Annotated in this window: 26 protein-coding genes and 1 pseudogene; 16 read left to right on the top strand and 11 right to left on the bottom strand. The window is 68.1% G+C overall.

Annotation, left to right across the window (positions count from 1 at the left end; all coding sequences use genetic code 11):
• The 6 genes from ABY44_RS23035 to ABY44_RS23010 all read left to right on the top strand — a co-directional run.
• On the top strand, positions 1 to 471 hold a 471-nt coding region (locus tag ABY44_RS23035; RefSeq protein WP_431642285.1), incomplete at its 5' end, for a DUF3156 family protein.
• Between the two features lie 63 nt (positions 472 to 534).
• The gene (locus ABY44_RS23030) at positions 535 to 1473 is read left to right on the top strand and encodes a helix-turn-helix domain-containing protein (RefSeq protein ID WP_021163645.1); all 939 of its coding nucleotides are present in this window, start codon (positions 535 to 537) and stop codon (positions 1471 to 1473) included.
• A gap of 167 nt (positions 1474 to 1640) precedes the next feature.
• Entirely contained in the window at positions 1641 to 2849 is a 1209-nt protein-coding gene (locus tag ABY44_RS23025; protein WP_060173260.1) for a porin, read from the top strand.
• Between the two features lie 195 nt (positions 2850 to 3044).
• Positions 3045 to 4283 (top strand): ABC transporter substrate-binding protein, encoded by a 1239-nt coding sequence (locus ABY44_RS23020; RefSeq protein ID WP_048022011.1) that lies wholly within the window; start codon positions 3045 to 3047, stop codon positions 4281 to 4283.
• A 34-nt stretch (positions 4284 to 4317) separates the two neighbouring features.
• Positions 4318 to 5187, top strand: a complete 870-nt coding sequence (locus tag ABY44_RS23015; protein ID WP_048022009.1) for a carbohydrate ABC transporter permease — start codon at positions 4318 to 4320, stop codon at positions 5185 to 5187.
• On the top strand, positions 5184 to 6044 hold the full coding sequence (locus ABY44_RS23010) for a carbohydrate ABC transporter permease (RefSeq protein WP_060173352.1): 861 nt from the start codon (positions 5184 to 5186) through the stop codon (positions 6042 to 6044). The genes ABY44_RS23015 and ABY44_RS23010 overlap by 4 nt, the downstream gene beginning before the upstream one ends.
• Before the next feature lie 97 nt (positions 6045 to 6141).
• On the opposite strand, the gene ABY44_RS23005 is transcribed toward ABY44_RS23010, so the two are convergent.
• Positions 6142 to 7179 (bottom strand): LacI family DNA-binding transcriptional regulator, encoded by a 1038-nt coding sequence (locus ABY44_RS23005; RefSeq protein WP_060173259.1) that lies wholly within the window; start codon positions 7177 to 7179, stop codon positions 6142 to 6144.
• A gap of 6 nt (positions 7180 to 7185) precedes the next feature.
• On the opposite strand from ABY44_RS23005, the gene ABY44_RS23000 reads away from it, so the two are divergent.
• The gene (locus tag ABY44_RS23000; RefSeq protein WP_155637944.1) at positions 7186 to 8106 is read left to right on the top strand and encodes a phosphatidylinositol-specific phospholipase C; all 921 of its coding nucleotides are present in this window, start codon (positions 7186 to 7188) and stop codon (positions 8104 to 8106) included.
• Here the strand turns inward: ABY44_RS23000 and ABY44_RS22995 are convergent.
• The 3 genes and pseudogenes from ABY44_RS22995 to ABY44_RS22985 all read right to left on the bottom strand — a co-directional run bounded on the left by ABY44_RS22995 (position 8103) and on the right by ABY44_RS22985 (position 10130).
• Positions 8103 to 9058 (bottom strand): annotated as a pseudogene (locus tag ABY44_RS22995) (alpha/beta hydrolase family protein). The gene ABY44_RS23000 and the pseudogene ABY44_RS22995 sit on opposite strands and share 4 nt — an antisense overlap.
• An 83-nt stretch (positions 9059 to 9141) precedes the next feature.
• Entirely contained in the window at positions 9142 to 9480 is a 339-nt protein-coding gene (locus ABY44_RS22990) for a hypothetical protein (RefSeq protein WP_059698728.1), read from the bottom strand.
• A 38-nt stretch (positions 9481 to 9518) separates the two neighbouring features.
• Complete coding sequence (locus ABY44_RS22985; protein ID WP_060173258.1) at positions 9519 to 10130, bottom strand: LysE family translocator; 612 nt, start codon at positions 10128 to 10130, stop codon at positions 9519 to 9521.
• A gap of 87 nt (positions 10131 to 10217) precedes the next feature.
• Here ABY44_RS22985 and ABY44_RS22980 point away from each other — a divergent pair, with 87 nt between their 5' ends.
• Complete coding sequence (locus tag ABY44_RS22980) at positions 10218 to 10745, top strand: GNAT family N-acetyltransferase (RefSeq protein ID WP_060173257.1); 528 nt, start codon at positions 10218 to 10220, stop codon at positions 10743 to 10745.
• Positions 10746 to 10787: 42 nt separating this feature from the next.
• On the opposite strand, the gene ABY44_RS22975 is transcribed toward ABY44_RS22980, so the two are convergent.
• On the bottom strand, positions 10788 to 11705 hold the full coding sequence (locus tag ABY44_RS22975; protein ID WP_027789447.1) for a LysR family transcriptional regulator: 918 nt from the start codon (positions 11703 to 11705) through the stop codon (positions 10788 to 10790).
• A gap of 118 nt (positions 11706 to 11823) precedes the next feature.
• Between ABY44_RS22975 and ABY44_RS22970 the strand changes: the two genes are divergently transcribed.
• From ABY44_RS22970 to ABY44_RS22960, 3 genes are read left to right on the top strand one after another with little or no spacing between them, the layout of a single operon-like run.
• Positions 11824 to 13011: a M20 aminoacylase family protein gene (locus tag ABY44_RS22970; RefSeq protein ID WP_060173256.1), complete on the top strand. Its 1188-nt coding sequence runs from the start codon at positions 11824 to 11826 to the stop codon at positions 13009 to 13011.
• A gap of 60 nt (positions 13012 to 13071) precedes the next feature.
• Complete coding sequence (locus ABY44_RS22965) at positions 13072 to 14244, top strand: porin (protein ID WP_027789445.1); 1173 nt, start codon at positions 13072 to 13074, stop codon at positions 14242 to 14244.
• Between the two features lie 13 nt (positions 14245 to 14257).
• The gene (locus tag ABY44_RS22960) at positions 14258 to 15550 is read left to right on the top strand and encodes an MFS transporter (RefSeq protein WP_060086323.1); all 1293 of its coding nucleotides are present in this window, start codon (positions 14258 to 14260) and stop codon (positions 15548 to 15550) included.
• Positions 15551 to 15651: 101 nt separating this feature from the next.
• On the opposite strand, the gene ABY44_RS22955 is transcribed toward ABY44_RS22960, so the two are convergent.
• Positions 15652 to 16713: an alkene reductase gene (locus ABY44_RS22955; protein WP_027789443.1), complete on the bottom strand. Its 1062-nt coding sequence runs from the start codon at positions 16711 to 16713 to the stop codon at positions 15652 to 15654.
• Positions 16714 to 16794: 81 nt separating this feature from the next.
• A complete protein-coding gene (locus tag ABY44_RS22950; protein WP_027789442.1) occupies positions 16795 to 17103 on the bottom strand; it encodes an ArsR/SmtB family transcription factor in 309 nt (102 codons plus the stop codon).
• A gap of 511 nt (positions 17104 to 17614) precedes the next feature.
• On the opposite strand from ABY44_RS22950, the gene ABY44_RS22945 reads away from it, so the two are divergent.
• Both ABY44_RS22945 and ABY44_RS22940 read left to right on the top strand, forming a co-directional pair.
• A complete protein-coding gene (locus ABY44_RS22945) occupies positions 17615 to 18295 on the top strand; it encodes an HAD family hydrolase (protein WP_060173254.1) in 681 nt (226 codons plus the stop codon).
• 294 nt (positions 18296 to 18589) lie between these two features.
• Positions 18590 to 19759 (top strand): alpha/beta fold hydrolase, encoded by a 1170-nt coding sequence (locus ABY44_RS22940; protein WP_060173253.1) that lies wholly within the window; start codon positions 18590 to 18592, stop codon positions 19757 to 19759.
• A 110-nt stretch (positions 19760 to 19869) separates the two neighbouring features.
• On the opposite strand, the gene ABY44_RS22935 is transcribed toward ABY44_RS22940, so the two are convergent.
• The 4 genes from ABY44_RS22935 to ABY44_RS22920 form a co-directional block, all read right to left on the bottom strand.
• On the bottom strand, positions 19870 to 21009 hold the full coding sequence (locus ABY44_RS22935; RefSeq protein WP_059698740.1) for a patatin-like phospholipase family protein: 1140 nt from the start codon (positions 21007 to 21009) through the stop codon (positions 19870 to 19872).
• A gap of 217 nt (positions 21010 to 21226) precedes the next feature.
• The gene (locus ABY44_RS22930; RefSeq protein WP_060173252.1) at positions 21227 to 21688 is read right to left on the bottom strand and encodes a cupin domain-containing protein; all 462 of its coding nucleotides are present in this window, start codon (positions 21686 to 21688) and stop codon (positions 21227 to 21229) included.
• 92 nt (positions 21689 to 21780) lie between these two features.
• Positions 21781 to 22113, bottom strand: a complete 333-nt coding sequence (locus ABY44_RS22925; RefSeq protein WP_027789437.1) for a cupredoxin domain-containing protein — start codon at positions 22111 to 22113, stop codon at positions 21781 to 21783.
• Positions 22114 to 22138: 25 nt separating this feature from the next.
• Positions 22139 to 23083, bottom strand: a complete 945-nt coding sequence (locus tag ABY44_RS22920; RefSeq protein ID WP_060173251.1) for a metallophosphoesterase family protein — start codon at positions 23081 to 23083, stop codon at positions 22139 to 22141.
• 255 nt (positions 23084 to 23338) lie between these two features.
• On the opposite strand from ABY44_RS22920, the gene ABY44_RS22915 reads away from it, so the two are divergent.
• The 3 genes from ABY44_RS22915 to ABY44_RS22905 all read left to right on the top strand — a co-directional run.
• Positions 23339 to 23776, top strand: coding sequence for a hypothetical protein (locus ABY44_RS22915; RefSeq protein WP_060173250.1), 438 nt, complete (start codon positions 23339 to 23341; stop codon positions 23774 to 23776).
• Between the two features lie 80 nt (positions 23777 to 23856).
• Positions 23857 to 25611, top strand: coding sequence for an ABC transporter permease (locus tag ABY44_RS22910; RefSeq protein ID WP_060173249.1), 1755 nt, complete (start codon positions 23857 to 23859; stop codon positions 25609 to 25611).
• An 11-nt stretch (positions 25612 to 25622) separates the two neighbouring features.
• The coding region (locus tag ABY44_RS22905) for an ABC transporter ATP-binding protein (RefSeq protein ID WP_431642262.1) at positions 25623 to 26393 on the top strand (771 nt) is incomplete at its 3' end.

Below are 26393 nucleotides of genomic sequence, written 5' to 3'. Positions count from 1 at the left end.
GGGGGCGGCGGTCTGACGGCCCGGTTGCCGAACGGCGTGCGCGTGGGCATCGACGAGCGTGTCGATCGCCAGTTCCTGATGCACACGGTCAGCGTGAAGGTGGCGGTAACCGCATGCGGCCCGGCCGAGCAGGGCCGCGCGCGGGTGACGCAGACCGGCTGGCTGCGCCGCACGGGCATCGACGCGGTGGCCGCGCCGGGATGCGACCCCGGATTCGTCGACACGGTGGCCGCGCTGGTCGCCGAGCCGTCGCTGGCCGACGCGCTGCGGCCGCTGCACCTGGCCGACTGCGCGATCGACGCGCGCGACGGCCGCTGGACGCTCGCGATCGTGCCGTTCGGCGGCAGCGAGGTCGTGAACCGGATGCCGTCGTTCCGCCGCTACGTCCGCCTGACGGGCGAGCAGGCCGCCGCGCTGTCGGCGGCCTGTCTTGCGTTCGAAACCGCACTACGCAGGATTTTGCACGGGTAAGCTGTGGCGTTGCGCGCCGGGGGAACCCGGCGGCCGCGTTTAGGGGTTTTACCGGAGATGCCGATGCTGTTCCAGTCACGCTCACACGAAGACGTGCACGATCACGGGCTCGCGATCGCGGGCTGGCATCAGGTCTACCGCCAGATGACGCCGGGCCGCTTCAAGGGCACCGTGACGCAGGTGCTGTACGACGATTTCCACTTCTTCCGCGAGACGACCAACCGGCGCGTCGCGCAAACCGGGCTCGCGCCGGCCGGGCGCACGTCGCTCGCGGTGCCGCTGTCGGTGCCGCTCGCGGGCACGTTCCAGGGCCAGCCCGTCGACGGCTATGCGCTGCTCGCGCTGCGTGCCGGCGAGGATTTCGAATTCCACACGCCGGAAGGGATGGGGCTCGTCGGGATCAGCGCGGCGTCCGACATGGTCGACGAGCTGTGCGAAGCCGAATTCGGTGCATCCGGCGCGCGCAAGCTGCGCCACGTGACACGGCTGTCCGACGAGCAGGGCGTCGCGCTCGGCGTGCGGCTGTCGTCGTTGATCGACGATGCGCAGCGCAACCCCGGCCACCTCGAATACGCGGCCACCCGCAAGATGTTCCGCGACGCGATGCTCGGCATGTTCCTCGACGCGCTCGAGCAGGGCATCGGCGTCGAGCGCCGCGACATCACGCACGCCACCTACAGCGACATCGTGAGCCGTTGCGAGAAGCATCTTCGCGACCGCCCCGAGGAACCCGTCACCGTGCTCGAACTGTGCCGCGCGCTGCGCTGCAGCCGCCGCACGCTGCAGACGAGCTTTCAACGCGTGGCCGACGTCACGCCGGTCGGCTATCTGCGCACGATCCGGCTGAACGCGGTGCGCCGCATGCTGCGCACGACATCCGTGCAGCAGCTCGGCGTCGGCGAGGCCGCCGCGAGCTGGGGGTTCACGCACCTCGGTTATTTCGCGCGCGAGTATCGTGACCTGTTCGGCGAGCTGCCTTCCCAGACGACGCGTCCCGAATGACGCACGCGCACCGCGACGGCGCCGCCGGGCAACGTCGCGGGCCATGCGCGCCACGGTTTGCCGATTTGCGATAGAGGTCCTGAATTTTCGCTGGATAGAGTCCTGTCACCCATATCGACAACCCCATCGATCTGCACTGCGTATCGATGACAACAGAGGGGCGGGACATGAGAATCGGAAGACGACTGGCCGCGGCCGCGGCCACGCTCGGGTGCATGCACGCACACGCGCAGACCTCCGGCAGCGTGACGCTGTATGGCACCGTGGACACCGGCATCATCTACTCGACGAACCAGCAGTTCACGCGCGCCGACGGCAGCACGGGCGGCGGCCATGCGTGGCAGATGGGCGGCGGCAACCTCGTGCCGTCGCGCTTCGGTTTCCAGGGGGCCGAGCCGCTCGGCGGCGGGCTCGACGCGGTGTTCACGCTCGAGCAGCAGTTCCTGTCCGCGAACGGGCAGGCGCTGCAGGGCGGCACGGCGTTCAGCCGGCAGGCGTGGGTCGGGCTGCGCCAGGACGGGATCGGCACGCTCGGCCTCGGCCGCCAATACGACTCGTACACGGACATGCTCGGCGCGTACGTATCGAGCAACAACTGGGCGACACCGTACGGCTCGCACCTCGGCGACGTCGACAACCTGAACGCCGCATTCAACTTCAACAACGCGGTGAAGTTCACCAGCGCCGATTTCAACGGCTTCACGTTCGGCGGCACGTTCAGCTTCGGCGGGCAGGCCGGCGATTTCTCCGCGAAGCGCGGCTATGCGGTGGCCGCGACGTACACGCGCGCGCCGGTGGCGTTCTCGGTCGGCTACCTCGACCTGCACCAGCCGCTCGACGCGGCGCTCGGCGGCGCGAGCGGCTATATCGGCGATTTCGCGTGCAGCAACCCGGGCGCGATGTACTGCCTGCTGCAGGATGCCGGCTCGATGCGCGCGTTCGGTGCGGGCGGGTCGGTCACGTTCGGCGCGGCGACGATCGCGCTCACCTACACGCATACGCGCCTCGGTGACAGCCGCTACTTCTCGACCACCGCGCAGCCGCGCACGCAGGCGTTCACGTTCGACATCGGCGAACTGAACGCCACGTACCTGTTCACGCCGGCGCTGCAGGGCGGCATCGCGTACATCTTCAACGCGGCCCATACCGACGGGCGCGGCACGACGCGTTTTCATCAGGTGAATGTCGGCACGAACTACAGCCTGTCGAAGCGCACGGCGCTGTACGCGGTCGCGATCGGCCAGATCGCGAGCGGCACGGGGCTCGGCACCGACGCGAGCGGGAACGCGGTGAACTACGCGCAGATTCCGGTGCTCGCGAACAGCAACTCGAGCCGGCAACTGGCGGTGATGGCCGGGATCCGCGTGAATTTCTGACCGGAGCGGAGGCACGGAGCGGCAGGCGGGGCGGGGCAGCCGGGCACGGCGGCGGCCGTTCCCGCCGCGTGCCATAAATTCGTAACGATCGGCGTGAACAATGGCGTTCGCTTCAGGCGGCCAGAAGCGTCGCCCGCGTTGCACACGTGTGCAACGCCTGGCCGTCCCGCCACCACGCCGAACGAGAGAGACCTCATGACCTTGCTGAGCCGCCTGCGCGCGCTGTCCGCCGCCGTTGCGCTGTCCCTTGCCGCCTCGCACGCCTTCGCGGCGGATCTCGTCATCGCGGGCCGCGACGACATCTACGGCAAGGGGCTGGCCGACGCCGTCGCCGGCTTCAACAAGCTGCACCCGGGCACCGAGATCGAGCTGCTCAAGCTGCCGAACGCGAACCTGTACCAGAAGCTCAAGCTGTCGATGCGCGAAGGCACCGGCGCGTACGACCTCGTGATGATGGACGACACGTGGGCGCCCGAATTCATCGGCAACGGCTGGCTGAAGCCGCTGCCGGCATCGCTGGCCGACGCCGACCTCGTGCCGTCCGCCGTCGCGCTCGGCCGCAACGCGGCCGGTGCGCTGTATGCGCTGCCGATCGTCGGCAACGTCGAGATGTTCGCGTACCGCAAGGACCTGCTCGCGAAATACAAGCTGCAGCCGCCGCGCAACTGGGACGACGTGCTGAAGATCGCGCAGACCGTCGGCGGCGCGGACAAGAGCGTGTCGGGTGTCGTGTTCCGCGGGACCAAGGGCAATCCCGTCGTCACAGGCTTCCTGCCGATCCTGTGGGCCTACGGCGGCGACGTGTTCGACCGTGCCGGCAACGTGACGATCGATTCGCGCGAAGCGCAGGCCGCGCTGAAGACCTTCCTCGCGCTGAAGGCGTCCGCGCCGAAGGACGTCGACGTCTACGGCGCGGCGGAAGTGCGCGACGCGCTGCAGCGCGGCACGGCCGCGCAGTCGATCGAAGTGTGGCCGGCGTGGGTGCCGGCGCTCGACGATCCGAAGCAGTCGCGCGTGGTCGGGCAGATTGCGCTGCAGCCGCCGCCCGGGCAGACTGCCGGCCCGGCGCCGATGCTCGGCATCTGGCAGATGGGCATTCCGAAGGACGCGCCGCACGCGAAGCTCGCGCAGGACTTCCTCGCATACCTGACCAACCGCGACACGCAGACGCGCCTCGCCGGCATCGGCATTCCGCCGACCCGCCGCAGCGTGTTCAACGATCCGGCGCTGGTGCGCCAGTATCGCTGGTATCCGGATCAGCTGAAGGCGCTCGAGGCCGGCCGTGCGCGGCCGCGCGTGAAGGACTGGCAGCAGGTCGAGAGCATTCTCGGCGACCAGCTGCAGCTCGCGCTGACGGGGCAGGCCGCGCCCGACGCCGCGCTGCGCCAGGCGCAGCAGAAGATCGCGCAGGCGACGGCCGCGGCCGGCAAGTGACGGCGCGCGTCAACTCGGCAGCCGGAGGTAGCGCATGAAGTCCTTCGGCCGCAGCCTGCCGTTCGTCGCACTGCTCGGGCCGGCGCTGCTGGTGCTTGCCGCGCTCGCGCTGTATCCGGTCGCGCAGGTGCTGATCGATTCGTTCTGCCACGTCGACTACTCGGCCGGCCGCCGCGCGTTCGCGGGGCTCGCGAACTATCGCGCGGTGCTCGGCGACGACGCGTTCACGGCCGGCTTCGGCAACACGCTGCGCTTCACGATCGTCGCGTCGCTCGCCGAAGTCGCACTGGGTTTCGGCCTTGCGCTGCTGTTCGTGCGCGCGTTTCCGGGGCGGCGCATCGCGCTACCGCTCGCGATCCTGCCGATGATGCTGTCCACGCTCGTGTGCTCGGCGATCTGGCGCAACTGGCTCAACTTCGACGGCTTCCTGAACGCGCTCCTCGCGGCGTTCGGCGTCGAAGGCGTGCGCTGGCTGTCCGATCCGCATCTCGCGTTATGGTCGCTCGCGCTCGTCGACGTGTGGCAGTGGACGCCGATGGCCTTCCTGATCGTGCTGGCCGGGTTGCAGTCGATCCCGCAGGAACTGTACGAAGCCGCGCGCACCGACGGCGCGAGCGAGTGGCAGTGCCTGCGCGACATCACGCTGCCGCTCGCGGCGCCGCAGATCGGCCTCGCGCTGCTGCTGCGCTCGATCGACACGTTCAAGCTGTTCGACAAGGTCTATGCGCTGACGGGCGGCGGCCCCGGCAACGCGACGCAGACGCTGTCGACCTATATCTACGACACGGGCTTCCGCTTCTTCAACGTCGGGCCGGCGAGCGCCGCGTCGGTGCTGATGCTCGCGGCGTCCGCGCTGCTGGTCTCGGGGTACGTATGGCAGACGGTTCGCAAGCGGCGCGCATGACGGCGCAATCCGCAGGCATTTCGCGCGCGCGAACGGGCGCCGCATTCGGTCGCGCGCTGCCGTGGGCGTTGCGCATCACCGCGCTCGCGCTGTTGCTGCTGCCGTGCCTGTGGATGGCCGGCGCGGCCTTCATGCCGACGCTCGAACGTCTCGATCATCCGCTGCGGATCTGGCCGGCCGCGCCGACCTTCGCGCATTTCGCATCGGTATGGTCCAACGGCATCGGCGCGCCGCTCTTCAATTCGCTGCTGGTCGGCTTCGGCACGACGCTGCTCGCGCTGGCGCTCGCGTTTCCGGCCGCGTACGCGCTCGTGCGGCTGCGGTTTCCGGCGCGGCTCGACCTGCTGTTCCTGATGCTCGTGCTTGCGTTGAAGCTGATGCCGCCGATCACGATCGCGGTGCCGCTGTTCGCGCTCGCGAAACGGCTGCACCTGCTCGATTCGACGCCCGGCCTGATGCTCGCATATCAGATCTATGCGCTGCCGATGGCGATCTGGATGCTGCTCGCGTTCGTGCGCGACGTGCCGATCGAATACGAGGAAGCGGCCTGCATCGACGGCGCGGGGCTGGCTCGACGGCTCGTGCAGATCGTGCTGCCGCTGTGCGCGCCGGGCCTGATCGCGACCGCGATCTTCGTGTTCATCGCCGCTTGGAACGAGTTCCTGATCGCGCTGCTGTTCGTGTCGACGCCGAGCCGCTTCACGCTGCCGCTCGCGATTGCCGGCTACGTGACGGAGAACGGGATCGACTGGGGTGACCTGATGAGCGCGGGGCTGATGGCGTCGCTGCCCACGCTGGCCGTGGCCGGCTATGTGCAGCGCTACCTGCTGCGCGGGTTCGCGGGCGGGTTGAAGTGACGCCGATGCAGGGCGGCGGTGCGCCGCGCGGCAGGCACCGCTGCGCGCTCGTGCCTGTCATGCAACCCGTTGGCGCACGCGTGCGCATCGCACGTCGCTACGCCGGACGGCCGGCACAGCTGTGACGAACGACGCAGGTCACCGGCACGACCCGCGTGCGCGATGCGCCGGCGAACGCCTGCATCCGCTCGGCGAGCATGTCGACGGCCGCGTTCGCGAGGCCTTGCGTATCCTGACGGAGCGTCGTCAGCGCATAGCCGTCGAATGCGGCGGCAGGAATGTCGTCGAAGCCGATGACGCGCAAGTCGTCCGGCACGCGCAGCCCGAACTGCTGGCGCGCGGTGTCGATCAAGCCCAATGCGAGCAGGTCGGACGAGCAGAACACGCCGTCCGGAACGGTGTCGCCGGACAGCAGATGCCGTGCCGCTTCGACACCGCATGCGTATGTGTCGGACGGCGTGTCCTGAATCCGTACGTTTGCAGCGCCATCGGTATCGCCGTGACGACGAAGCGCTTCGACGAACGCAGCGGCACGCGCGTTCGCACTGTAGCTCGCGTTGCGCGGCCCGACGAACGCGACCCGGCGCGCGCCTGCCTGCGCGAGCATTCGCGCGGCATGCGCGGCGCCGGCCGCGTTGTCGCTGACGACGATATCCGCGCCCGGCAGGTTCGCGTCGCGGTTGATCATCACGACCGGGATCCGGTGTTCGAGATACTGCTGCGCGACCGACAGCGGCGGCGACGCGGACGTCATCACGAGGCCCGCGATCCGGTAGCTGAGCAACTGTTCGAGCGATTGCCGGACCTGGCGCGGGTCTTCCGCATTGGTCACGAGCGGCGTGAGCGCGCGCTGCCCGAGCGCGGCCATCAGGTCCGACAGCAGCCGCGCGCGAAACGGATTCTCGAACCCGGCCGTCACGACACCGATCATGCTGCTGCGCTGCGTGATCATGTCGCGCGCGATCAGGTTGACCTGGTAGCCGAGCGCGCGCGCGGCGGCCATCACGCGCTCACGCGTTTGCGGTGCGATGCTCGCCGTCGGCGAGAATGCACGCGACACCGCGGAGCGCGAGACGCCGGCGCGCGCCGCGACATCCGACGCCGTCACCCACGGTTTTCTTTCCTTGTCATTCATCGATTCATGATTCCTTCGAGCCACGATACGTGCACGCCGCCTGCCGACTGGATGTCGGCGCTCGACGACGCGCGGCCGCTGCATACGCTGACCCTACCGGGCAGCCATGACACCTGTGCGTATACGGTCGACGATGCGCTCGTGCGCACGCAACGCGCGCCGCTCGATGCGCAACTCGCGCACGGCGTGCGGCTGCTCGACATCCGCTGCCGGCACGTGCGCGACGCGTTCGACATCCATCACGGCGGCATCGCGCTCGGCATGACGTTCGACGACGTGCTGGCCGATTGCATGCGTTTTCTCGACGAACATCCGCGCGAATGCATCGTGATGTCGGTGAAGGACGAATGGCCGGCGCACGCGTGCACACGCAGTTTCGACGCGACGTTCGATGCGCATCGCGCGCGGCATCCGCGGCTGCGCTGGCATGCCGGCGGCACGCTGCCCGCGCTCGGCGGCGTGCGCGGCGCGATCGTGCTGCTGCGGCGCTTTCGCAGCAGCCGGCCGCTCGGCATCGACCTGACCGCGTGGCCCGACAACGCGACGTTCACGATCGATCATCCCGACGGCGCGTTCGTGATCCAGGACGAATATCGCGTGCCGGTGGCGGCGTCGATCGGCTGGAAGTGGCGTGCGATCGATGCGCTGCTGACGGACCTGCCGTCGCCGGACAGTGGCCGCTGGGCGATCAACTTCTGCAGCGGGACCGGCATGGGCGCGAATCCGTCGGTCGTTGCCCACGGCGACGGCAGGGTGCAGGGCATTCATGCGCGGCTGGCCGCACGGCTGCGCGAGCAGCGCGGCCCGTGCGGCGCGATGCTGCTCGATTTCTGCGATGACGACGATTGGGCGCTGGTGCGCGCGCTGATCGCGTGCAACGACCACGCGCCGGTGCCGGGTGCGTGGCGCAAGGCGTTTCGCTGTTAGCGAAGATGGGCGGTGAAGAATGCGAGTGCCTTGGCATCGAGCATCGCGTGGAATGCCGCGCGGTCGAACCCCTTCGCATCGGTGCAGATTTCAGGCGAGTCGTGCGCCAGTTGTTCGGGGCACGGCGCGAGAAACGCGAAGTGCGCGGAATTCGGCACGACGTGGAATTCCGGCCGTTGCGGCAGCAGGCCGGCCAGCACGGAGATCGTTTCCGGCTCCACGCCGTCGCCGCCCGCTTCGGACGCCCAAAGCTGGATCGGCGCGTGCACGTCCTTCAGCGTTTCGGCGGTCGGGAATTCGTCGAGCGGGTCGGCGAGCACGTAGGCCTTGATCCTCGGATCGTGCGTCAGCGGCTGGCGCGGCAGGTCGTGGTCGCGGATCTGCTTGCAGATCAGCCAGGTCGGGTCCGGGCGGCCACCCGTGCGTGCACGAAATCCGGATTCGCGCCGGCCAGCACGAGGCCCGTATAACCGCCGCGCGAGAAGCCGAAGAAGCCGATCCGCGCGGGATCGACATGCGCGGCGTCGGGCGCGTTGGCCAGCATGTAGTCGATCAGGCGCTTGATGTCCGCCGGCCGCTCGGCAAATTCCCGCAGGTCGGCCGCGTGGCTCATGTCGGCATGCGTGTCGCCGGGATGATTGATCGCCGCGACGACGAAGCCCGCGTCGGCGAGCGTTTCGGCGAGGTCGTGATGGCCGAAGTACGTGCCGGCGTGGCCGTGCGAGATCACGACGAGCGGCAGCTTGTCGCCGACGGTCGGGCAGTCGCGTTGCCCTTTCAGCAGGAACGGGCCGATCGTGAGCGATTGCGCGGGTGTCGCGCAGGGCGTCCAGATGGCCGCGCGCAGCTCGGGGCCGGCCGCGTCGGCCGGGATGCTGACGAACTTGACGCCGGCCGCGTGCGCGAGCGTGGCGGACAGGCAGAGCAGGGCAGCCGATAGCCAGGCTTTCATGGTGCATCCCTCCGGGACACTGAGCAGACTGCCGTTGCGGATCGCCGGTCGGGCGCCAGCGTGCGATTGCACAGGTATGAAGATCAGTGTGCGTCACCGATCGTGATGCAGAAATGCAGCCGGTCGGTCGTTGCGTGGTATTCGTCGTGCCACGCCTGCGCGTCGGACGTCATCGTGCTGCGGCAGAACGCGGCAGCATCCGCCAGCGGCCAGTCCGCTAGACACACGGTGCCCTGCGGTGCATTGCCGTGTCCGACCCGCCCGTCGGCGGTCAGGACCCAGCCTTCCCATCCGTAGATCGGAATGCGATGACGCACGCAATAATCGATGCATTCGAGCGCGGCGTCGAGCGGAAGCACGATCTCGCGACCGGAAATCGATTGCGCGGCGAGAGCGGCAGGAATCTTCCCGAGTTGCGACATGGCGGGAGGCAGGGGCGGTGTGGTGCGGGACCGGCGGGCTACCGCGTCGCGATTGCCACTGCCGCGCCGGCCATTGCGGTCGCGCTCGTGCGGTTCGCGATCCGTTTCGCGCGCGCCGAAGTGAGAAAAGCCCGCGCGCGCGCCGCGAGCAGCGACCAGAAGCAGTCGGTGAGGATCAGCACCGCGAGCATCGTGCCGACGAGTTCGGCCCACGCGAGAACGCCGACGTGCGTCAGATCGACGAGGGTCGGCAGCAGCGCGAGATAGAACAGCATGATCTTCGGATTGCCGAGCGTGACCAGCATGCCCGCGACGAACATGCGCCACGGCGACTGGCCGTGGGGCAGGTCGTCCGCGCCCGTCCCGGTCGGGGCGGTCCACATCTTCCAGGCAAGGAACAGCAGGTATGCGACGCCGAGCAGCTTCAGCACGATCAGGCCCGTCTCGAACGTGCGCGCGAACGCGGACAGCCCCGCGACCGCGAGCGTGAGCCACAGCGCTTCGCCGAGCCACATCGCCGCGAGGAACGGCAGCACGTCTCGCACGCCGTTCGTCAGCACGCGCGCGACGAGCGCGGCGACGCTCGGGCCGGGCGTGCCGGCGGTGACGAGCAGGGCGAAGGCGAAGACGGCGAGTGCGGACAACGTCATGACGGGCCTCGTGGGTGGGACGTTCGAAACGTATGAAGTTTCGATTATAGTGACGGCCGTTCCAGACTGCCTGCCTGAATTGCCGCAATGACCGCATCGATCCTGATTCGCCCCGCCACGCGGGAAGACGCGGCCGCAATGGCCGCCGTGGAAGTCGCCGCCGCGCAGCGGTTTCGCGAGATTGGCATGACCGACATCGCCGAAGCCGAGCCGACCGATACGGCTGCCGTGCTCGCGCGCATCGATGGCGGCCGCGCGTATGTAGCGGTCGATATGCAAGGGGCGTGCGTCGGGTTCGCGTTCTACCGGTTGCTGGATGCGCGGCGGCTCTATCTGGAAGAACTGGATGTCGCGCCGTCGCATGCCGGACAGCGGATCGGCGCGCGCCTGATCGAACAGGTGAGCGCGCGCGCCGCGCAGGAAGGCCTCGCGGAGGTCGTGCTGTCGACGTTTCGCGATGCGCCGTGGAATGCGCCGTATTACGCGCGCCTGGGTTTCAGCATCGTCGACGATGCCACGCTCGACGACACGCTGCGAGCGATCCGCGCGCACCACGTCGCGCTCGGGCTCGATGAGACGCAGCGCGTGTTCATGCGGATGCGCGTCCCGGGCTGACGCAGTCGCGGCGAATTGCGGTGCGGGCAGCGCGACCGGGTGTCAGCGCAATGCCCGGCTTCCGGTCACCGGCAGCGACGCGAACGCGGCCTCCACGTGCGCCAGAAAATCGGACGCGGGCCGCGTCAGTTGCAGGCCGGGCGGCGTGAGCCGGTACAACTGAAGCGGTGGCGGCGACATCGGCAATGGCAGCGGCGTCAGCTTCTGGCCGAACACGGTTTCCGCGAGCGACAGCCGGGTCCACGAGAAAATCGCATCGTTGGTCATGAGCAGGCTGTAGAACAGCGCATACGACGTGCAGCGCGTGATACAGCGCGGCGGGGGCAGGCCCGCGTGTTCATGCAGGTCGCGGATATAGGTGGGGAAGTTGTCGCTGGCGTCGGCGTGGATCCATTCCGCGTCGCGCAGCGCCTCGAGCGATGTTGCGCCCGCGAAGCGCCCGTTCTCGCGGGTGACGAACGCGGTGTCGAACGTGCGGATCGCCCTGATGTCGACCGACTCGGCAATGGGGCCCGTGACGGCGACGAAGGCGAGATCGAGCGTGCGATTGCGCAACTGTTCCGTGAGCAGGTTGAACGTCAGTTCCCGAAGTTCGCATTCGACGTTCGGCCAGTGGCGGCGGAAGGCGGCGTAGGCTTCCGCAAAGCCCGTCACCGCGACGATCGGCGTGAAGCCGATCACGAGCCGCCCGTCACGCAGCCCCTTCATGTGCGCCATGTCCTCGCTCGCCCGTTCGAGCTCGCGCACGACGGCCTGGGCGCGCCCGAGCAGTGCGTCGCCTTCCGGCGTCGGCACCACGCCCCACGGTTTGCGCTCGAGGAGCGTCACGCCGAACTCGTTTTCCAGTTCCTGGATCGCCTTGCTGATGGCCGGCTGCGTGACGTGCAGGGCCCTGGCCGCCGCCTTGATGCTGCCGGCCGTCGTGACCGCGACGAGTGCGCGCAATTGATGGATTTTCATGATGCGGAAGATATTACCAAAAGTTATCCGCATCAAAATTCGTGAGTTTTTTGACCCGAAACGCGTCTTTATGCTTGGCCGGGACGGTCGCGAGGCGGCCGATTCCACGGAGCCATCCATGACGCAGAACCTTGCTCACGTACTCGCGGCGATTCGCGAGTCGGAGTCCCGATTCGTTGCGATCCGCCGCGACATCCACGCCCATCCCGAACTCGGTTTCGCCGAGACCCGCACCGCGCAGCTCGTCGCCGAGCAACTGGCCACATGGGGCTACGACGTGACGACGGGGGTGGGAGGCACCGGCGTCGTCGGCCAGTTGCGGCGCGGCGCGTCGGTGCGCACGCTCGGCCTGCGCGCCGACATGGATGCGCTGCCGATCGAGGAGGCGACGGGGCTGCCGTATGCGAGCACGGTTGCGCGCACGATGCACGCATGCGGTCACGACGGCCACACGGCGATCTTGCTCGCCGCCGCCCACTATCTTGCCGAACAGGGCCGTTTCGACGGCACGCTCAACGTGATCTTCCAGCCGGCCGAGGAAGGGCTCGGTGGCGCAAAGCGGATGATCGACGACGGCCTGTTCGAACGTTTCCCGTGCGAACGCGTGTATGCGCTGCACAACGCGCCGGGCGTGCCGGTCGGCCATTTCGCGTTGCGCTACGGGCCGATGATGGCGTCGTCCGATTCGGTGACGATCACCGTGACGGGCAAAGGCGGGCATGGTGCGATGCCGCAGCTCGCGAGCGACCCGATCGTCGCGGGCGCGCAAATCGTGACCGCGCTGCAATCGATCGTCTCCCGCAACGTCGATCCGCTGAAGCCGGCCGTCGTGACCGTCGGCACGTTCCATGCGGGCACTGCCCCGAACGTGATCCCGGAAACGGCGACGTTGCAGTTGTCCGTGCGCGCGCTCGACGCGGCTACGCGCGACGAAATCGAGGCGCGGATCCACCGCATCGTCGACGCGCAGGCGCAGGCGTTCGGGATGACCGCGCAGATCGAATACCGGTCGATCTCGCGTGTCGTGGACAACGACCGTGCGGCGTCGGATCTCGCGGTGGAGACGATCGCGGCGCTGGCCGGCGAAGGCGCGCTCACGCTGTTGCCCGATGGCGTGATGGGCAGCGAGGATTTCTCGTGGATGACCGAATGCGCACCGTGTTGCTACGTGCTGGTCGGCAATGGCGTCGATTCCCGGGGCGGATGTTCGGTGCACAACCCGCATTACGACTTCAACGACAGCGCGCTGAGCTGGGGGGCAGCTTATTTCGCCGGGATTGCCGAACGCTTCCTGAAGATGGACTGACGAAGGCGCAAAGGAGACGCGCTGGCCGGATCTGGGTTGACTTGACGATGAGGATGACGAATGAAAAAGCGATTTGCACTAGGCGCGGCCTGTCTCGCGTTCGGCGCCGGAAACGCGCGCGCCGTGCCCTATCAGGACGTATTGCTGGCGGCGGTGCCCGAGTACAACGGCAGGATGACGGAGGGAGTCGCGCTGTATGGTTCGCTCGACATGGGGATCAACTACCAGACGGTCGGTGGCCGTTCGCTATGGCAGACGCAGAGCGGCGGCGAGTGGACCTCCAAATTCGGCTTCTTCGGCCGCGAGAACCTCGGTGGCGGCTGGCGCGCCGAGTTCAATCTCGAAAGCGGTTTTCTCGCGAACAGCGGCGCGCAGCAGGATGCGCAATCGACGTACAACAGGCAATCGTGGGTCGGCCTGTCGTCGGACAGCTACGGCCGGTTGCGTCTCGGCAAGCAGATCGGCACGGCGCTGCCGCTGTTCATCGACGTGTTCGGCACGGTGGGCACGAACTCGGTCTATACGTGGCTGGGCGCGGCAGCCGTGCAGACGAGCCGCGGCGTCGGCTACAACTCGGACCTCGGGCCGGGGGCGACGCAATTGCCGGCGCGCGTCGACAACGCCATCACGTACCGTACGCCGATCGTCGCGGGCACCACGTCGCTGATGCTGATGTTTGCGCCGAGCAACGTGGCCGGGCGGGCACCCGTGGCGTCCGCGCAAGGCGCGCTGCTGCAGTGGTACAACGGCACGACCTATCTGGCCGCGAGCTACAACCAGGTGTGGGGCGTCAACGGGGCGAGCACCGTGCGCAACGACCTGTACGGGCTCGGCGCCGTCTATGACACCGGGCGGATCGTGCTGTCCGCATCGTTCAACCAGTACGCGCCGAAGCTGGCCGGCGACGGCATCGCGCGCGTCTACACGCTCGGCGCGATCGTGCCGTTCGGCGTCAATGCGATTCGCGCGTCGGTTGTCTATCGCGATACGTCGGGTGTGCGCGACGCGGCCGGCCAGCCGGCCAGGGATTCGGCACTCGGTGCGATGCTGGGCTACGACTACCTGCTGTCGAAACGCACGGGCCTCTATGCGCGTGCGGGGTTCATCCGCAACTATGGCATCTCGACGGTGTTGCTGAACGGCAATCCGCTGCCGACCGAACCGGGCGGAACGACACCGCGCACCGGGACGACACCCGTGACACTGTCGCTCGGCATGTATCACAACTTCTGAACGGGAATTTTCGATGCATACCCTGAATCGCACGGCCGCTGCGCCGGTCGAATCCGGGCCGCGCGTAACGCGCCGCACGGTCGTTGCGGCCGCACTCGGCAACGGGCTCGAATTCTTCGACTTCACCGTCTACAGTTTCTTCGCCGCATTGATCGGCAAGCTGTTCTTTCCCGCGTCGAGCGATGTGGGCGCGCTGATGCTGTCGCTCGCGACGTTCGGTGTCGGGTTCGTCGCACGGCCGCTCGGCAGCGTCGCGATCGGCGCCTATGCGGACCGGGCCGGCCGCAAGCCCGCGCTCGTGCTGACGGTCGCATTGATGGCGCTTGGCACCGGGATCATCGGCTTCGCGCCGACCTATGCGCAGATCGGCATCGCCGCGCCGCTGCTGATCGTCATCGGGCGTCTGCTGCAGGGCTTTTCGGCGGGTGGCGAAGTGGGGGCCGCGACGACCCTGCTGATGGAGTCGGGTGACACCGGCCGGCGCGGCGAGCGGGTGAGCTGGCAGATGGCGAGCCAGGGCGGTGCGACGCTCGTCGGCGCGTTCGTCGCGCTGACGCTGTCGCGCGCACTACCGCCCGACGCGCTGCACGCGTGGGGGTGGCGCGTCCCGTTCGTGCTCGGTCTGCTGATCGGCCCGGTCGGCTTTTACCTGCGGCGCCATCTGGACGATACGCTGCCGCACGCAGCGGCCGGCGCACCGCGCGAGCGTGCGCGCATTCCGTGGCGGCAGGTCGCGGCCGGCACGCTGCTCGTGATCGGCGGCACGTCGACCACCTATACGATCGTGTTTTTCCTGCCGTCGTTCCTGACGCTGACCGTCGGCATGCCGGCATCGGTGTCGCTGCTGTCGGGCTGCGCGGCAGGTGCAGTGCTGCTGCTCGGTTCGCCGTTCGCGGGGCGGCTCGCGGATCGCGTGCGTCGTCGCAAGCGGCTGGTGGGCGTGACGTGCGTCGCGTCGGCCGTGCTCGTGCTGCCGGCGTTTTACGCGATGAAGATGTGGCCGTCGGCGGGCACCGCGGTTGCGGTCGTGATCGTGCTGATCGGCTTGATGACGCTGTCGAGTCCTGCGGGCTTCGTGATGATCCTCGATGCGTTTCGGCCCGAGGTGCGGGCGATGTCGCTCGGGATGATCTATGCGCTCGGCGTGACGATTTTCGGCGGATTCGCGCAACTGATCGTCGGCGCGATGTGGCGCGCGACCGGCAGCTTTTACGCGCCTGCGTGGTATGTGCTGGGATGCAGCGTCGCGAGTCTGGCCGGTCTGGCGCTGTTCGCGGAAGCGTCCGACGTGGAAGGCAGGCGGTGAACGGGAGGGGCGGACACGTGACGTGCCCGCCCTGGGGATGGTGTGCGCGACGAACGGACGGACGGGGCCTCTCCGTTCATCGCGCGTGCGCTGTCGCGCAATCAGGCCGCGTCGCTCAGCGCCGGGTAATCGGTATAACCCGTTTCGCCTTCCGCGTAGAACGTCTCCGGCACCGGCTGGTTGAGCGGTGCGCCGAGTTCGAGGCGGCGCGGCAGGTCCGGGTTCGCGATGAACAGCTTGCCCCATGCGATTGCGTCGGCGTTGCCGCTGGCGAGCGCGGCTTGCGCGGTGTCGAGCGTGAACTGCTCGTTGGCGATCAGCGGGCCGCCGAACGCTTCCTTCAGGCGCGGGCTCAGGTGGTCGCCCGAATACGATTCGCGCGTGAAGATGAACGCGATCTTGCGGCGGCCGAGTTCGCGCGCGACATAGCCGAACGTGGCCGCCGGATCGGAATCACCCATCGTGTGCGCGTCACCGCGCGGTGCGAGGTGCACGCCGACGCGGCCGGCGCCCCACACGTCGATCGCGGCGTCGACCACTTCGAGCAGCAGGCGCGCGCGGTTCTCGATCGGGCCGCCGTACGCATCGGTGCGGTGGTTGGTGCTGTCCTGCAGGAACTGGTCGAGCAGGTAGCCGTTCGCGCCGTGGATCTCGACGCCGTCGAAGCCGGCGGCCTTCGCGTTCTCGGCACCCTTGCGGTACGCGGCGACGATGCCAGGGATCTCGTCGAGTTCGAGTGCGCGCGGCGTCACGTACGGACGCTGCGGACGCACGAGGCTCACGTGGCCACCCGCGGCGATTGGGCTCGGTGCGACCGGCAGGTCGCCGTTCAGGAATACCGGGTCGGAGATCCGGCCGACGTGCCAGAGCTGCAGCACGATGCGCCCGCCGGCCGCGTGCACGGCCTGCGTCACCTGCTTCCAGCCTTCGACCTGTTCGTCGGACCAGATGCCGGGCGTGTCGGCATAACCGACGCCCTGCGGCGTGACCGACGTCGCTTCGGTAATGATCAGGCCGGCCGATGCGCGCTCGCGGTAATAGCGCGCCATCAGCGCATTCGGCACGCGCGTCGTACCCGCACGGGCGCGGGTGAGCGGCGCCATCACGATGCGGTTCGGCAGGGTCAGGTCGCCGAGGGTAACGGGATCGAACAACGTTGGCATGGCAGATAACCTCTTCACTAAGGGCGGGAACTCCGTCGCGTCATGTGCGGCGGCGGCCCGCATGGCCGGTTCGGCCGTTGGCTAGAGTTCGCGGCGCAATGCGTCGTGAAATGCGTCGATGACGGCCTCGTTGCGCTGGAAAAACGCCCACTGGCCGATCCGCGTCGACGTCACGAGCCCCGCGCGCTGCAGCGTCGCGAGGTGCGCGGAGACAGTCGATTGCGACAGCCCGCAGCGCGCGTCGATCTGGCCCGCGCAGACGCCGTGTTCATACGGCAGCGTCTGGTTCGGGAAATGCACGTCCGGCGTTTTCAGCCAGGCGAGGATTTCCCGGCGCACGGGGTTCGAGAGCGCTTTCAGGATCGCTTCGATGTCGAGTTCGGTCGGCATGGACAGGTTTGGCGTTTCGCTCGGGTAACGAGGTATCGTCGATGGGCGAATCTTATATCGGAACTTGACGATATGTTTGAAAGCATTGCCGGCAATAGGGTTGATAGCGAAGGGCGATTACGGGGACAGAGCAAGGCGACCGCGAAGGACGCGGAGCGGAGCCGCCGTCCCGCCACGCGCCATCCGGCCCTCAGTCGGGCACGTCGATGATCTCGTACCTTCCCGGTGTCGCATCGACGTGCGCGAGCGTATCGAGCACGCGTATCGCGGGCGGGGAGTCGCGAGCTTCGGCAACTCGAGCAGCGCCTCGTCGCTGGATCTGCCCGGGCGACGCACCACGTTGCGCATCCTGTGGGATGCTAAGCGGCGAGGCGCGACCCGGACAGGTTCGACGCGGCCGATCGCGAGCCATCCGGCCAGGCGCGCCGATCGATCGACGCGCGCGTGTGCATCGCAACGTCATGCCGGTTCGTCCATCGCGCACGAACCGATTTTTTTGCGGAGTCCTTTCATGTCTGTTCGGGCCGTCATCTTCGATTTCGATCTGACGCTGGCGGATTCGTCCGCCGCGATCGTCGCGTGCACGGAGTACGCGTTGCATCAGCTGGATGCCGCCGGCGCGACGCCGGCGCAGATCGCGGCCGTGATCGGGCTGCCGCTGCACGAGATGTTCCGCTCGCTGACGGGCGAAACCGAGCCGGCGCGGGCCGACGCGTTCGCGCGTCACTTCGTGGTGCGGGCCGACGAGATCATGGTGCGCGGCACGCGCATCTATCCCGAGGTGCCGCCCCTGCTCGCGCGTCTGCGCGAGCAGGGTCTCGCGGTCGCGATCGTTTCGTCGAAGTTTCGCTACCGGATCGAGGCGATCCTTGCGCTGAACCAGTTGCAATCGCTCGTCGACGTGCTGATCGGCGGGGAAGACGTGCAGCGTCACAAGCCCGATCCCGAAGGGCTCGTGCTGGCGTTGGCGCGGCTTGGCTTGCCGGCTCGTTCGGCGATCTACGTGGGCGACCACGCGGTGGACGCGCAGGCGGCCGAGCGCGCCGGCGTGGTGTTCGTCGGCGCGGTGAGCGGGATGACGTCGTTCGATGGATGGGCACGTGCGGGCAAGCAGGCGGTCGCCAACCATATCGGCGAACTGGACGCGATCGTGCAGCGGATGCGGCGCGACTCGTCCGCGGCATCGGGCTGACACGCCCCCGGGCGGTGCCCGTGCCGACGCGCTGCAGGTAGCGTTGCGCCTATTGCCGAGGCGGGGATCGCGGTGTCGAGCACACGTTCACCGCCGAGGGTGGTCGCAACTGCTGCGCCGGAGAGCGGGGCGTCGACGATTCGCTCTGCTACGATCTTCAACACCATGCGCCCGTCGCGGAGATCGGCCCGCTGCCCGATTCGCGGCGCGTGCCGGTGTTCGACTACCCGGCCACCGGCGACGGATTTTGCGATCCTCGCCGTTAAAGTCATATCCGCCACTCGATCCGTCGCCATGTCACTCATTTCCTTCGCCTTCGCCAACCTCCGGTTCTCGCGCGTGCTGCCGGCCGCCCGAACGCTGTCATGCGCCGGGTCGCTCGCGGCAGCCTGTGCCGCCATCGGCATGCCGGGCGGCGCGCGTCCGGCCGAAGCCGCCACGCTCACGCAGCGCGAACGCCTCGAGGCGCCGGTCAAGGCCGTCGCCGGCCAGCGCGTGGCCGTCGATACGCCGCAGGGCAATGCGGTGCTGCCCGTCTACGCCGATCGTCCGCTCGACCAGGCCGCGCCCGATGTCACGCGGGTCTTCGTCGTGATTCACGGCACGCTTCGCAATGCCGACGCGTACTACGCATCGGGGCGCAAGGTCGTCGAAAAGGCCGGTGCGGCCGGCAAGGGCACGATGGTCGTCGCACCGCAGTTCCTGACGCGCGCCGATACGCGCGCGTTTTCGTTGCCCGCGCAAACGCTCGCCTGGACGCAGGAAGGATGGAAGGGCGGCGACGCGGCCCGTCAGCCGGGGCCGATCAGTTCGTTCACCGCGCTCGACGCATTGCTCGCGCATTTCGCCGACCGCAGCCTGTATCCCGCGTTGTCGAGCGTGGTCGTGATCGGCCATTCCGCCGGCGCGCAGTTGCTGCAGCGCTATGCGGTGGCCGGGCACGAAGGCGACGCGCTGGTACGGGCCGGCATCGCCGTGCGTTATGTGGTCGCGAACCCGTCGAGCTACCTGTATTTCGACGACGAACGGCCGGACGGCCAGGCGATCGCAGGCGGAACCTGCCCGCGAGCGAACGAGTGGAAATACGGGCTGGAGTCGGCGCCGCCCTATGTCGCGTCGCAGGACGTGCGCGCACTCGAAACGCGCTACGCGGCGCGTCATGTCGTGTACCTGCTCGGGCAGGCCGACACGAACCCTTACACGCACTTCATCGACCGTTCGTGTGCGGCGATGGCGCAAGGCCCGTACCGGCTCGCGCGCGGGCTCGCGTATTTCGACTACCTGAAGAAGCGGCATCCGGACGATCTCGCGCAGCAGGTCGTCGAGGTGCCGGGCGTCGGGCACGACAATCTCGGCATGTTCACGTCCGCCTGCGGGCTCGCCGTGCTGTTCGGGCAGGCGCTGCCGCAATCGTGTCCGGTCGTCGCCGGTACCGCGCCGGCCGTGCGCGCGGAATTGCCGTAAGCCGTCGTGCCGTCGTGCCGTCGTGTGATAACCGCCGCGTCGACGATCGAACGGAGGCCGATCGCGCGTGATTTCGCCATGCTGCCGGCGCGTGATGGCGGCGCCGCGCGTCATGCCGGCGTTCCGGCGCCCGGCGCCGCGTCCGGGTCGAATACCGTCAGCCCTTCCGTCGGATCGGTCGGCAGCTCCCACGGACGTGCGGCGATCGCCCGCCGCGCGGCGTCGTAACCGGCCTGCCGGCGGGCCGCGATGCCGGCCGGCGTGAAATCGATGTCCTTCAGCTGATTGTCGCTGGCGAGGCGCGGCGCCGCGAGCTTGACCAGGTGCATCGTGGTTTCGCATCCCCACGCGGCGAGCCGGCGCACGGCCGGCGACGCGCGTTCGGCTTCCGGCACGTGGCGGGCCAACTCGCGGATCACGTGGCGCAGCCGGTGGATCTGCTGCTGGCGCGCGATGTGGCTGTCGGTGCGGCTCGCGTACTGGATGTCCTTCTGTCGCTCCGACACCTGCCAGATGCTCTCGGGCTCCGGGCCCGCCGGATTCCACATCTGCACCGAGAAGATGATCGAGCTGCGGCGCGGATTGTCGTCGAGCACGACCTCGACCGGCGTGTTCGAATACACGCCGCCGTCCCAGTAAGGCTCGCCGTCGATCCGTATCGCCGGAAACGCGGGCGGCAGCGCGCCCGAGCTCATGATGTGCTCGATCCCGAGCCGCGTATCGCGCGAATCGAAATAGCGCATCGTGCCGGTGCACGCATTGACCGCGCTGACGGTCAGGCGCGGGTGGCCCGCGTTCAGCAGGTCGGGGTCGATCAGCGACGCGAGTGTGTCGCGCAGCGGTGCGATCCGGTAATACGACGCACGATCGACACCGAGGCGCACCATCGGCCCGAGCCACGAGGCCGGATTGGGCTGGAAGAATCCCGCGATGCCGCCGCCGATGATCATCATCTCGGCCAGCATCCGGTCCCAGCCGGGCACCAGCGGCGGGACGTCGAAACGGGTTCGTTCGGTCACGCGCCGCCAGAACGCCGACAGTTTGTCGTAACGCTGCTCCGGCGGATTCCCGGCGATCAGCGCCGCGTTGATCGCACCGATCGACGTGCCGACCACCCAGTCGGGCCGGATCCCGGCTTCGTCCATCGCCTGAAAGACGCCGAGCTGGAACGCGCCCAGTGCGCCGCCGCCCTGAAGCACGAGCACGACTTGTCCGGGGAGGTTCATGCGTGCCGGTTCGCTCGCGGTCATGGCTCGCCTCGCTGCGTGTGAAGGTGGGTCGGAACCGAATGGCTCGATTCAGTGTAGGCGATGGCCGGCGGAGATCGCGCGCCGCGCAACGGCGATTCGCGCCTGCTTCGCCGGTCGCTTCCGGCGCCTTCGGGGCGGTGGCCGGCGTCGCGAAGCCGGCGTCCGGCGCGCTCGCGGCGTGCCTCGCGGTGCATCCGCGCGCGACCCGCGACCCGCGTCAAGCGTCCGGGTAAGGCGTGCCGTCCTTGTGCAGGAACCGGCCGTCGCGGCTCGGGCTCATCATGTCGATGTCAGGACAGGTGATCACGTCGTCCGGCGAACGCGAGCCGACTTCGAGATACACGGCAACCGCGTCCGACCGATTGACCAGGTGATGACCATTGCCCGAGTTCTTCGGAAACGCCGCGCAGTCGCCCGCGCGCAGCACGGTTTCGCCGCCGTCCTCGATCATCACGAGTTCGCCTTCGAGCACGTAGACGAATTCGTCTTCGTCGGAATGCCAGTGGCGCTGCGCCGACCAGCCGCCCGGCGGCACGCGCATCAGGTTGACGCCGAAATCGCGCAACCCGCCGGCGTCGCCGACGCGCTGGCGGATGCGCTGCGCGCACGGCGCGTCGAACGGCCGCGGATAGCCGCTGCCGCGGCGTTCGGGCACGGCGTTGAGGTCGATCCTGGGCATGGGCGGCTCCGTCGGCCACGCGGGCGAATGGGATGCGGGCATTGTAGGCGCCGCGGCCCGCCATTCGTCCGCGCGTGTCGTGGTGCGCCGCGTCATTCCACCGTGATGGTCTCCTTCATGTACGGGTGAATCCCGCAGAACACCTTGTAGACGCCCGGCTTGTCGAAGCGGAACGAGTACGTGTCGCCCTGGTCGAGCGCCGACGAGTGAAAGATGCCGGCGTCGTTGACGACGGTATGCGGCTCCCCGTCGAGGTTCTTCCACGTGACCGTCGTGCCGGCCTTGATCGTGGTCGACATCGGCGAAAACATGAAATTGCGGATCGTCACGAGCGGGCCGCCCGGGCCCTGCGCGAACGCGGCGAGCGGGGCGGTGGCGCACAGGATCAGCGCCGCGACGAGGCTGGCGTGCTTGAAGCGGGTCATGTCGGTCTCCTTGCGGTTCGGTGCGTCAGGCCAGCGTCGCATCGTGCAGCGACGACGCAACCGGATGGCCCGCGAATTCGACGGTCGTCACGCCGAGCATCGACGGCAGCCGGTCGCGCGGCACGGTGAGCGGCACGGGGCCCGGGCCGTTGCCGGCCGTCGGCTGCGGGAACGCGGTGGAGCGCGCGGTGTGGAACGTCACGTTGCCTTCGACCTTCGACACGATCTGGTGGATGTGTCCGTTCAGCACGGTGACCGAGCCGAAGCGTCGCAGCAGCGCCATCGTCTGCGGCGCGTCGCCGGTGCCCCAGCCCCACGGCTCGTAGATGGTCCACATCGGCATGTGCGAGAACACGACGATCGGCGTGCTCGACGAGCGGCCCTTGAGATCCTGCGCGAGCCACGCGAGCTGGTCGTCGCCGAAGCTGCCGAGCCCGTTCGGCTTGAAGTGCATCACGTTGACGAGGCCGATGAAGTGCACGCCCGCGTGATCGAAGCTGTAATAGCCGCGGTTGTCCGACGCCTTGCCGAACCGGCTGAAATATTCGGCGCCCGAACCGTCGGTGACGTCGTGCTCGCCGGGCACGGTATGCAGTTCCGGCACGCGCAGCGCGGACAGCAGCTGCGACGCGTGGTCGAACTCCTCGGCCTTGGACAGGTGCGTGATGTCGCCCGTGTGGATGGCCAGCGCGGGCATCGCGGGCATGCCGTTGACGAGTTCGATCGTCTGCTTGAGCGTGGCCGATACATCGGGATTCGCGTCCTTGTTGAAGCCGATGTGCGTGTCGCTGACCTGCACGAACAGCGGCTTGCCCGCGTTGGCCGGGCGCGCGTCGCCGGTCTGCGCGAGCGCGAGGTCGAACGGCGTCAGGATGCCGCCCGACAGCGTAAACAGCGTGCCGAGGCCGCCGAAGGCCATGCATTGCAGGGCCTTGCGGCGCGACGGGCGGGTGGGGGTCGATGAAGACATGGGAGCCTCGCAATCGTGTGACGAAACCGGACGGCCGGATCGTCCTGGAATAAACCGGCGCCTTCGCGTGCCATACCGGCGAAGCGGCGGATTTATTCCCGCGCGTTGCGCGGTCGATCACCCGTGTTCGCGGCTTGCGCGGCGATGCGCTGTCCCGGAAAGATGACCTGTCAATGTCCTGTAAGTGACACGTCACATTTGCGTCACGGCCGATCGATAGCCTGCCACTCCGAGTCACCTCTCCGGAGCCCCTTCATGCCGAATCTCGCGGCAACGGAAACCAGCGGTGCGGTCGGCAACCGCACGCGTGCCGTCAGCCTCGCGCTGTTTTTTCTGATCGTTGCCTGCGGCATCGTCTACGTCGGCATCCATCCGGGCGCCGATCTCGGCCCCGTCAAGGAAAGCTCGATCCTTCCGTTCCTGCTGCTGATCGTCGCGCTGCTGGCCGCACTCGGCTTCGAGAGCGTCAACGATTTCCACGACACCGCGAACGTCATCCATACGCACTCGCTCGCTCCACACCTCGCCGTCGTGCGGTCGAGCCTCCGGAACCTGTTCGGCGTGCTCGTGTCGAGCGGCTCGGGCCTGCGCCGGGATGCGGTGCGTAACCTGATGCTCGCGCGGGTGCTGACGCTGCCCGCGTCGATCGCGCTGTCGGCCGTGCCGTACCGGGCGCTGCACGGGCTGTTCTGATTCGCGCCGGGGGGGCGCCTTCCGGCTGCGCGGCGCGTGGCCGGTCCCGTCGATTTTCAATTCAACACAAGACGCTACCGATGGATATCAGGTTCTTCGATCCGAATCGCACCGCGAACGCTTCGGCGTGGCGCGTGCTCCCCAACCGCTGGGATGCCATCGCGTTTCCGCTGATCATCTGCCTGCTCGCGATGGCGATCGTCGGCTTCCATCAGACGATGGCGCCGATCGGCACCCTGCAGACGCAGAAGATCTCGCTCGATCCGTGGAACCTGCCCGAATACGCGTTGCGCACCACGCTGCGGATGCTCGCGGCGATGGTCGCGTCGCTCGCGTTCACGCTCGTCTACGGCACGCTCGCGGCCAAGAGCCGCCGTGCCGGCATGGTGCTGATCCCGATCCTCGACATCCTGCAGTCGGTGCCGGTGCTCGGCTACATCTCGTTTACCGTCACGTTCTTCCTCGCACTGTTTCCGGGCCGCGTGCTCGGTGCCGAGCTGGCCGCGATCTTCGCGATCTTCACGAGCCAGGCCTGGAACATGACGTTCAGCTTCTATCAGTCGCTGCGCACGGTGCCGCGCGACCTGAGCGAAGTGTCGCGCGGCTTTCACCTGACGCCGTGGCAACGCTTCTGGAAGCTCGAGGTGCCGTTCTCGATGCCGGGCCTGATCTGGAACATGATGATGTCGATGTCGGGCGGCTGGTTCTTCGTCGTCGCGTCCGAGGCGATCACCGTCGGCAACCAGACGATCACGCTGCCGGGCATCGGCGCGTATCTCGCGCAGGCGATCTCGGACAAGAACCTCGGGGCGGTCGGCTGGGTGATCGTCGCGATGTCGGTCGTGATCCTCGCCTATGACCAGTTCCTGTTCCGCCCGCTCGTCGCCTGGGCCGACAAGTTCCGGATGGAGAACACCGCGTCGGGCGATGCGCCGCAATCCTGGCTGCTCGACATGATGCGCCGCACGCACCTGATCCATCAGCTGCTCGTGCCGGCCGGCTGGCTGCTGTCGCAGGCCGCGCGGATTCCGCTGCGCGCGCCGTCGCGGCAGGGTACGCGTGCGCGCGGCGCATCGGCGCGCCGCTCGTCGCGCATCGGCGACATCGTGTGGGGCGCGTTCGTGATCCTGCTGACGGTGTATGTCGTGTGGCGCGTTGTCAGCTTCGTCGCGACCGGCGTGACGATGGGCGAGGTCGGCCACGTGCTCGGGCTCGGGCTCGTCACGCTGTTGCGCGTGCTGGTGCTGATCGCGATCGCGTCGCTGGTCTGGGTGCCGCTCGGCGTGCTGATCGGGCTGCGCCCGAAGCTGGCCGAGAAGATCCAGCCGCTCGCGCAGTTCCTCGCGGCGTTCCCGGCCAACCTGCTGTTCCCGGTGTTCGTGATCGTGATTGTCCGCTTCCACCTGAATGCAGACATCTGGCTGTCGCCGTTGATCGTGCTCGGCACGCAGTGGTACATCCTGTTCAACGTGATCGCCGGCGCGATGTCCTACCCGAACGACTACAAGGAAGCGACGAAGAATTTCCGCATCCGCGGCTGGCAGTGGTGGCGGCAGGCGATCCTGCCCGGGATCTTCCCGTATTACGTGACGGGTGCGATCACCGCGTCGGGCGGTGCGTGGAACGCGAGCATCGTGTCCGAGTTCGTGCAGTGGGGCGACACGAAGGTCGTCGCGCACGGCCTGGGCTCGTACATCGCGCAGACCACCGCCGCCGGCGATTTTCCGAAGATCATCCTGGGCATCGCCGTGATGTCCCTGTTCGTCACTTTGTTCAACCGTCTGCTGTGGCGTCCGATGTACGCCTATGCGGAATCCCGGCTCCGTCTCGATTGAGAGTAAGCGCGATGCAAAATTCGACCGTTATCAACGCCCCCGTCAAGACGTCCCAGCCGCTGCAGCCGCCGCGCCTCGGCGAAGAAATCCTGCGCGTGGAGCACGTGAACCGCGGCTTCAACAAGTCGCAGGGCGAACTGCTCGTGCTCGACGATGCGAACCTGTCGCTGCGCGAAGGCGAGATCGTCGGCCTGCTCGGCCGTTCCGGCTCGGGCAAGTCGACGCTGCTGCGCATCATCGCCGGGCTGATCGAGCCGACCGGCGGCGAGGTGACCTATCTCGGCAAGCCGCTGCGCGGCCCGGCCGAAGGCGTCGCGATGGTGTTCCAGACCTTCGCGCTGTTCCCGTGGCTCACCGTGCTGCAGAACGTGGAAGCCGGGCTGGAAGCGCTCGGCGTCGGCGCGCGCGAGCGGCGCGAGCGTGCGCTTGCCGCGATCGACCTGATCGGTCTCGACGGTTTCGAGAACGCGTACCCGCGCGAGCTGTCGGGCGGCATGCGCCAGCGCGTGGGCTTTGCGCGCGCGCTCGTCGTCGACCCGACGATCCTGCTGATGGACGAACCGTTCTCCGCGCTCGACGTGCTGACCGCCGAGACGCTGCGTACCGACCTGCTCGACCTGTGGACGCAAGGCCGCATGCCGATCAAGTCGGTGCTGATCGTCACGCACAACATCGAGGAAGCCGTGTTCATGTGCGACCGGATCCTCGTGCTGTCGTCGAACCCGGGCCGCGTGATCGCCGAGATCAAGGTGCCGTTCAAGCATCCGCGCAACCGGCTCGAC

It is taken from the genome of Burkholderia sp. ZZQ-2 (assembly GCF_050768715.1).
GTDB classification, from domain to species: Bacteria; Pseudomonadota; Gammaproteobacteria; order Burkholderiales; family Burkholderiaceae; genus Burkholderia; species Burkholderia cepacia.
Note: the sequence above shows the minus strand (reverse complement) of the source record. Positions and strands in the feature narration are given on the sequence as shown.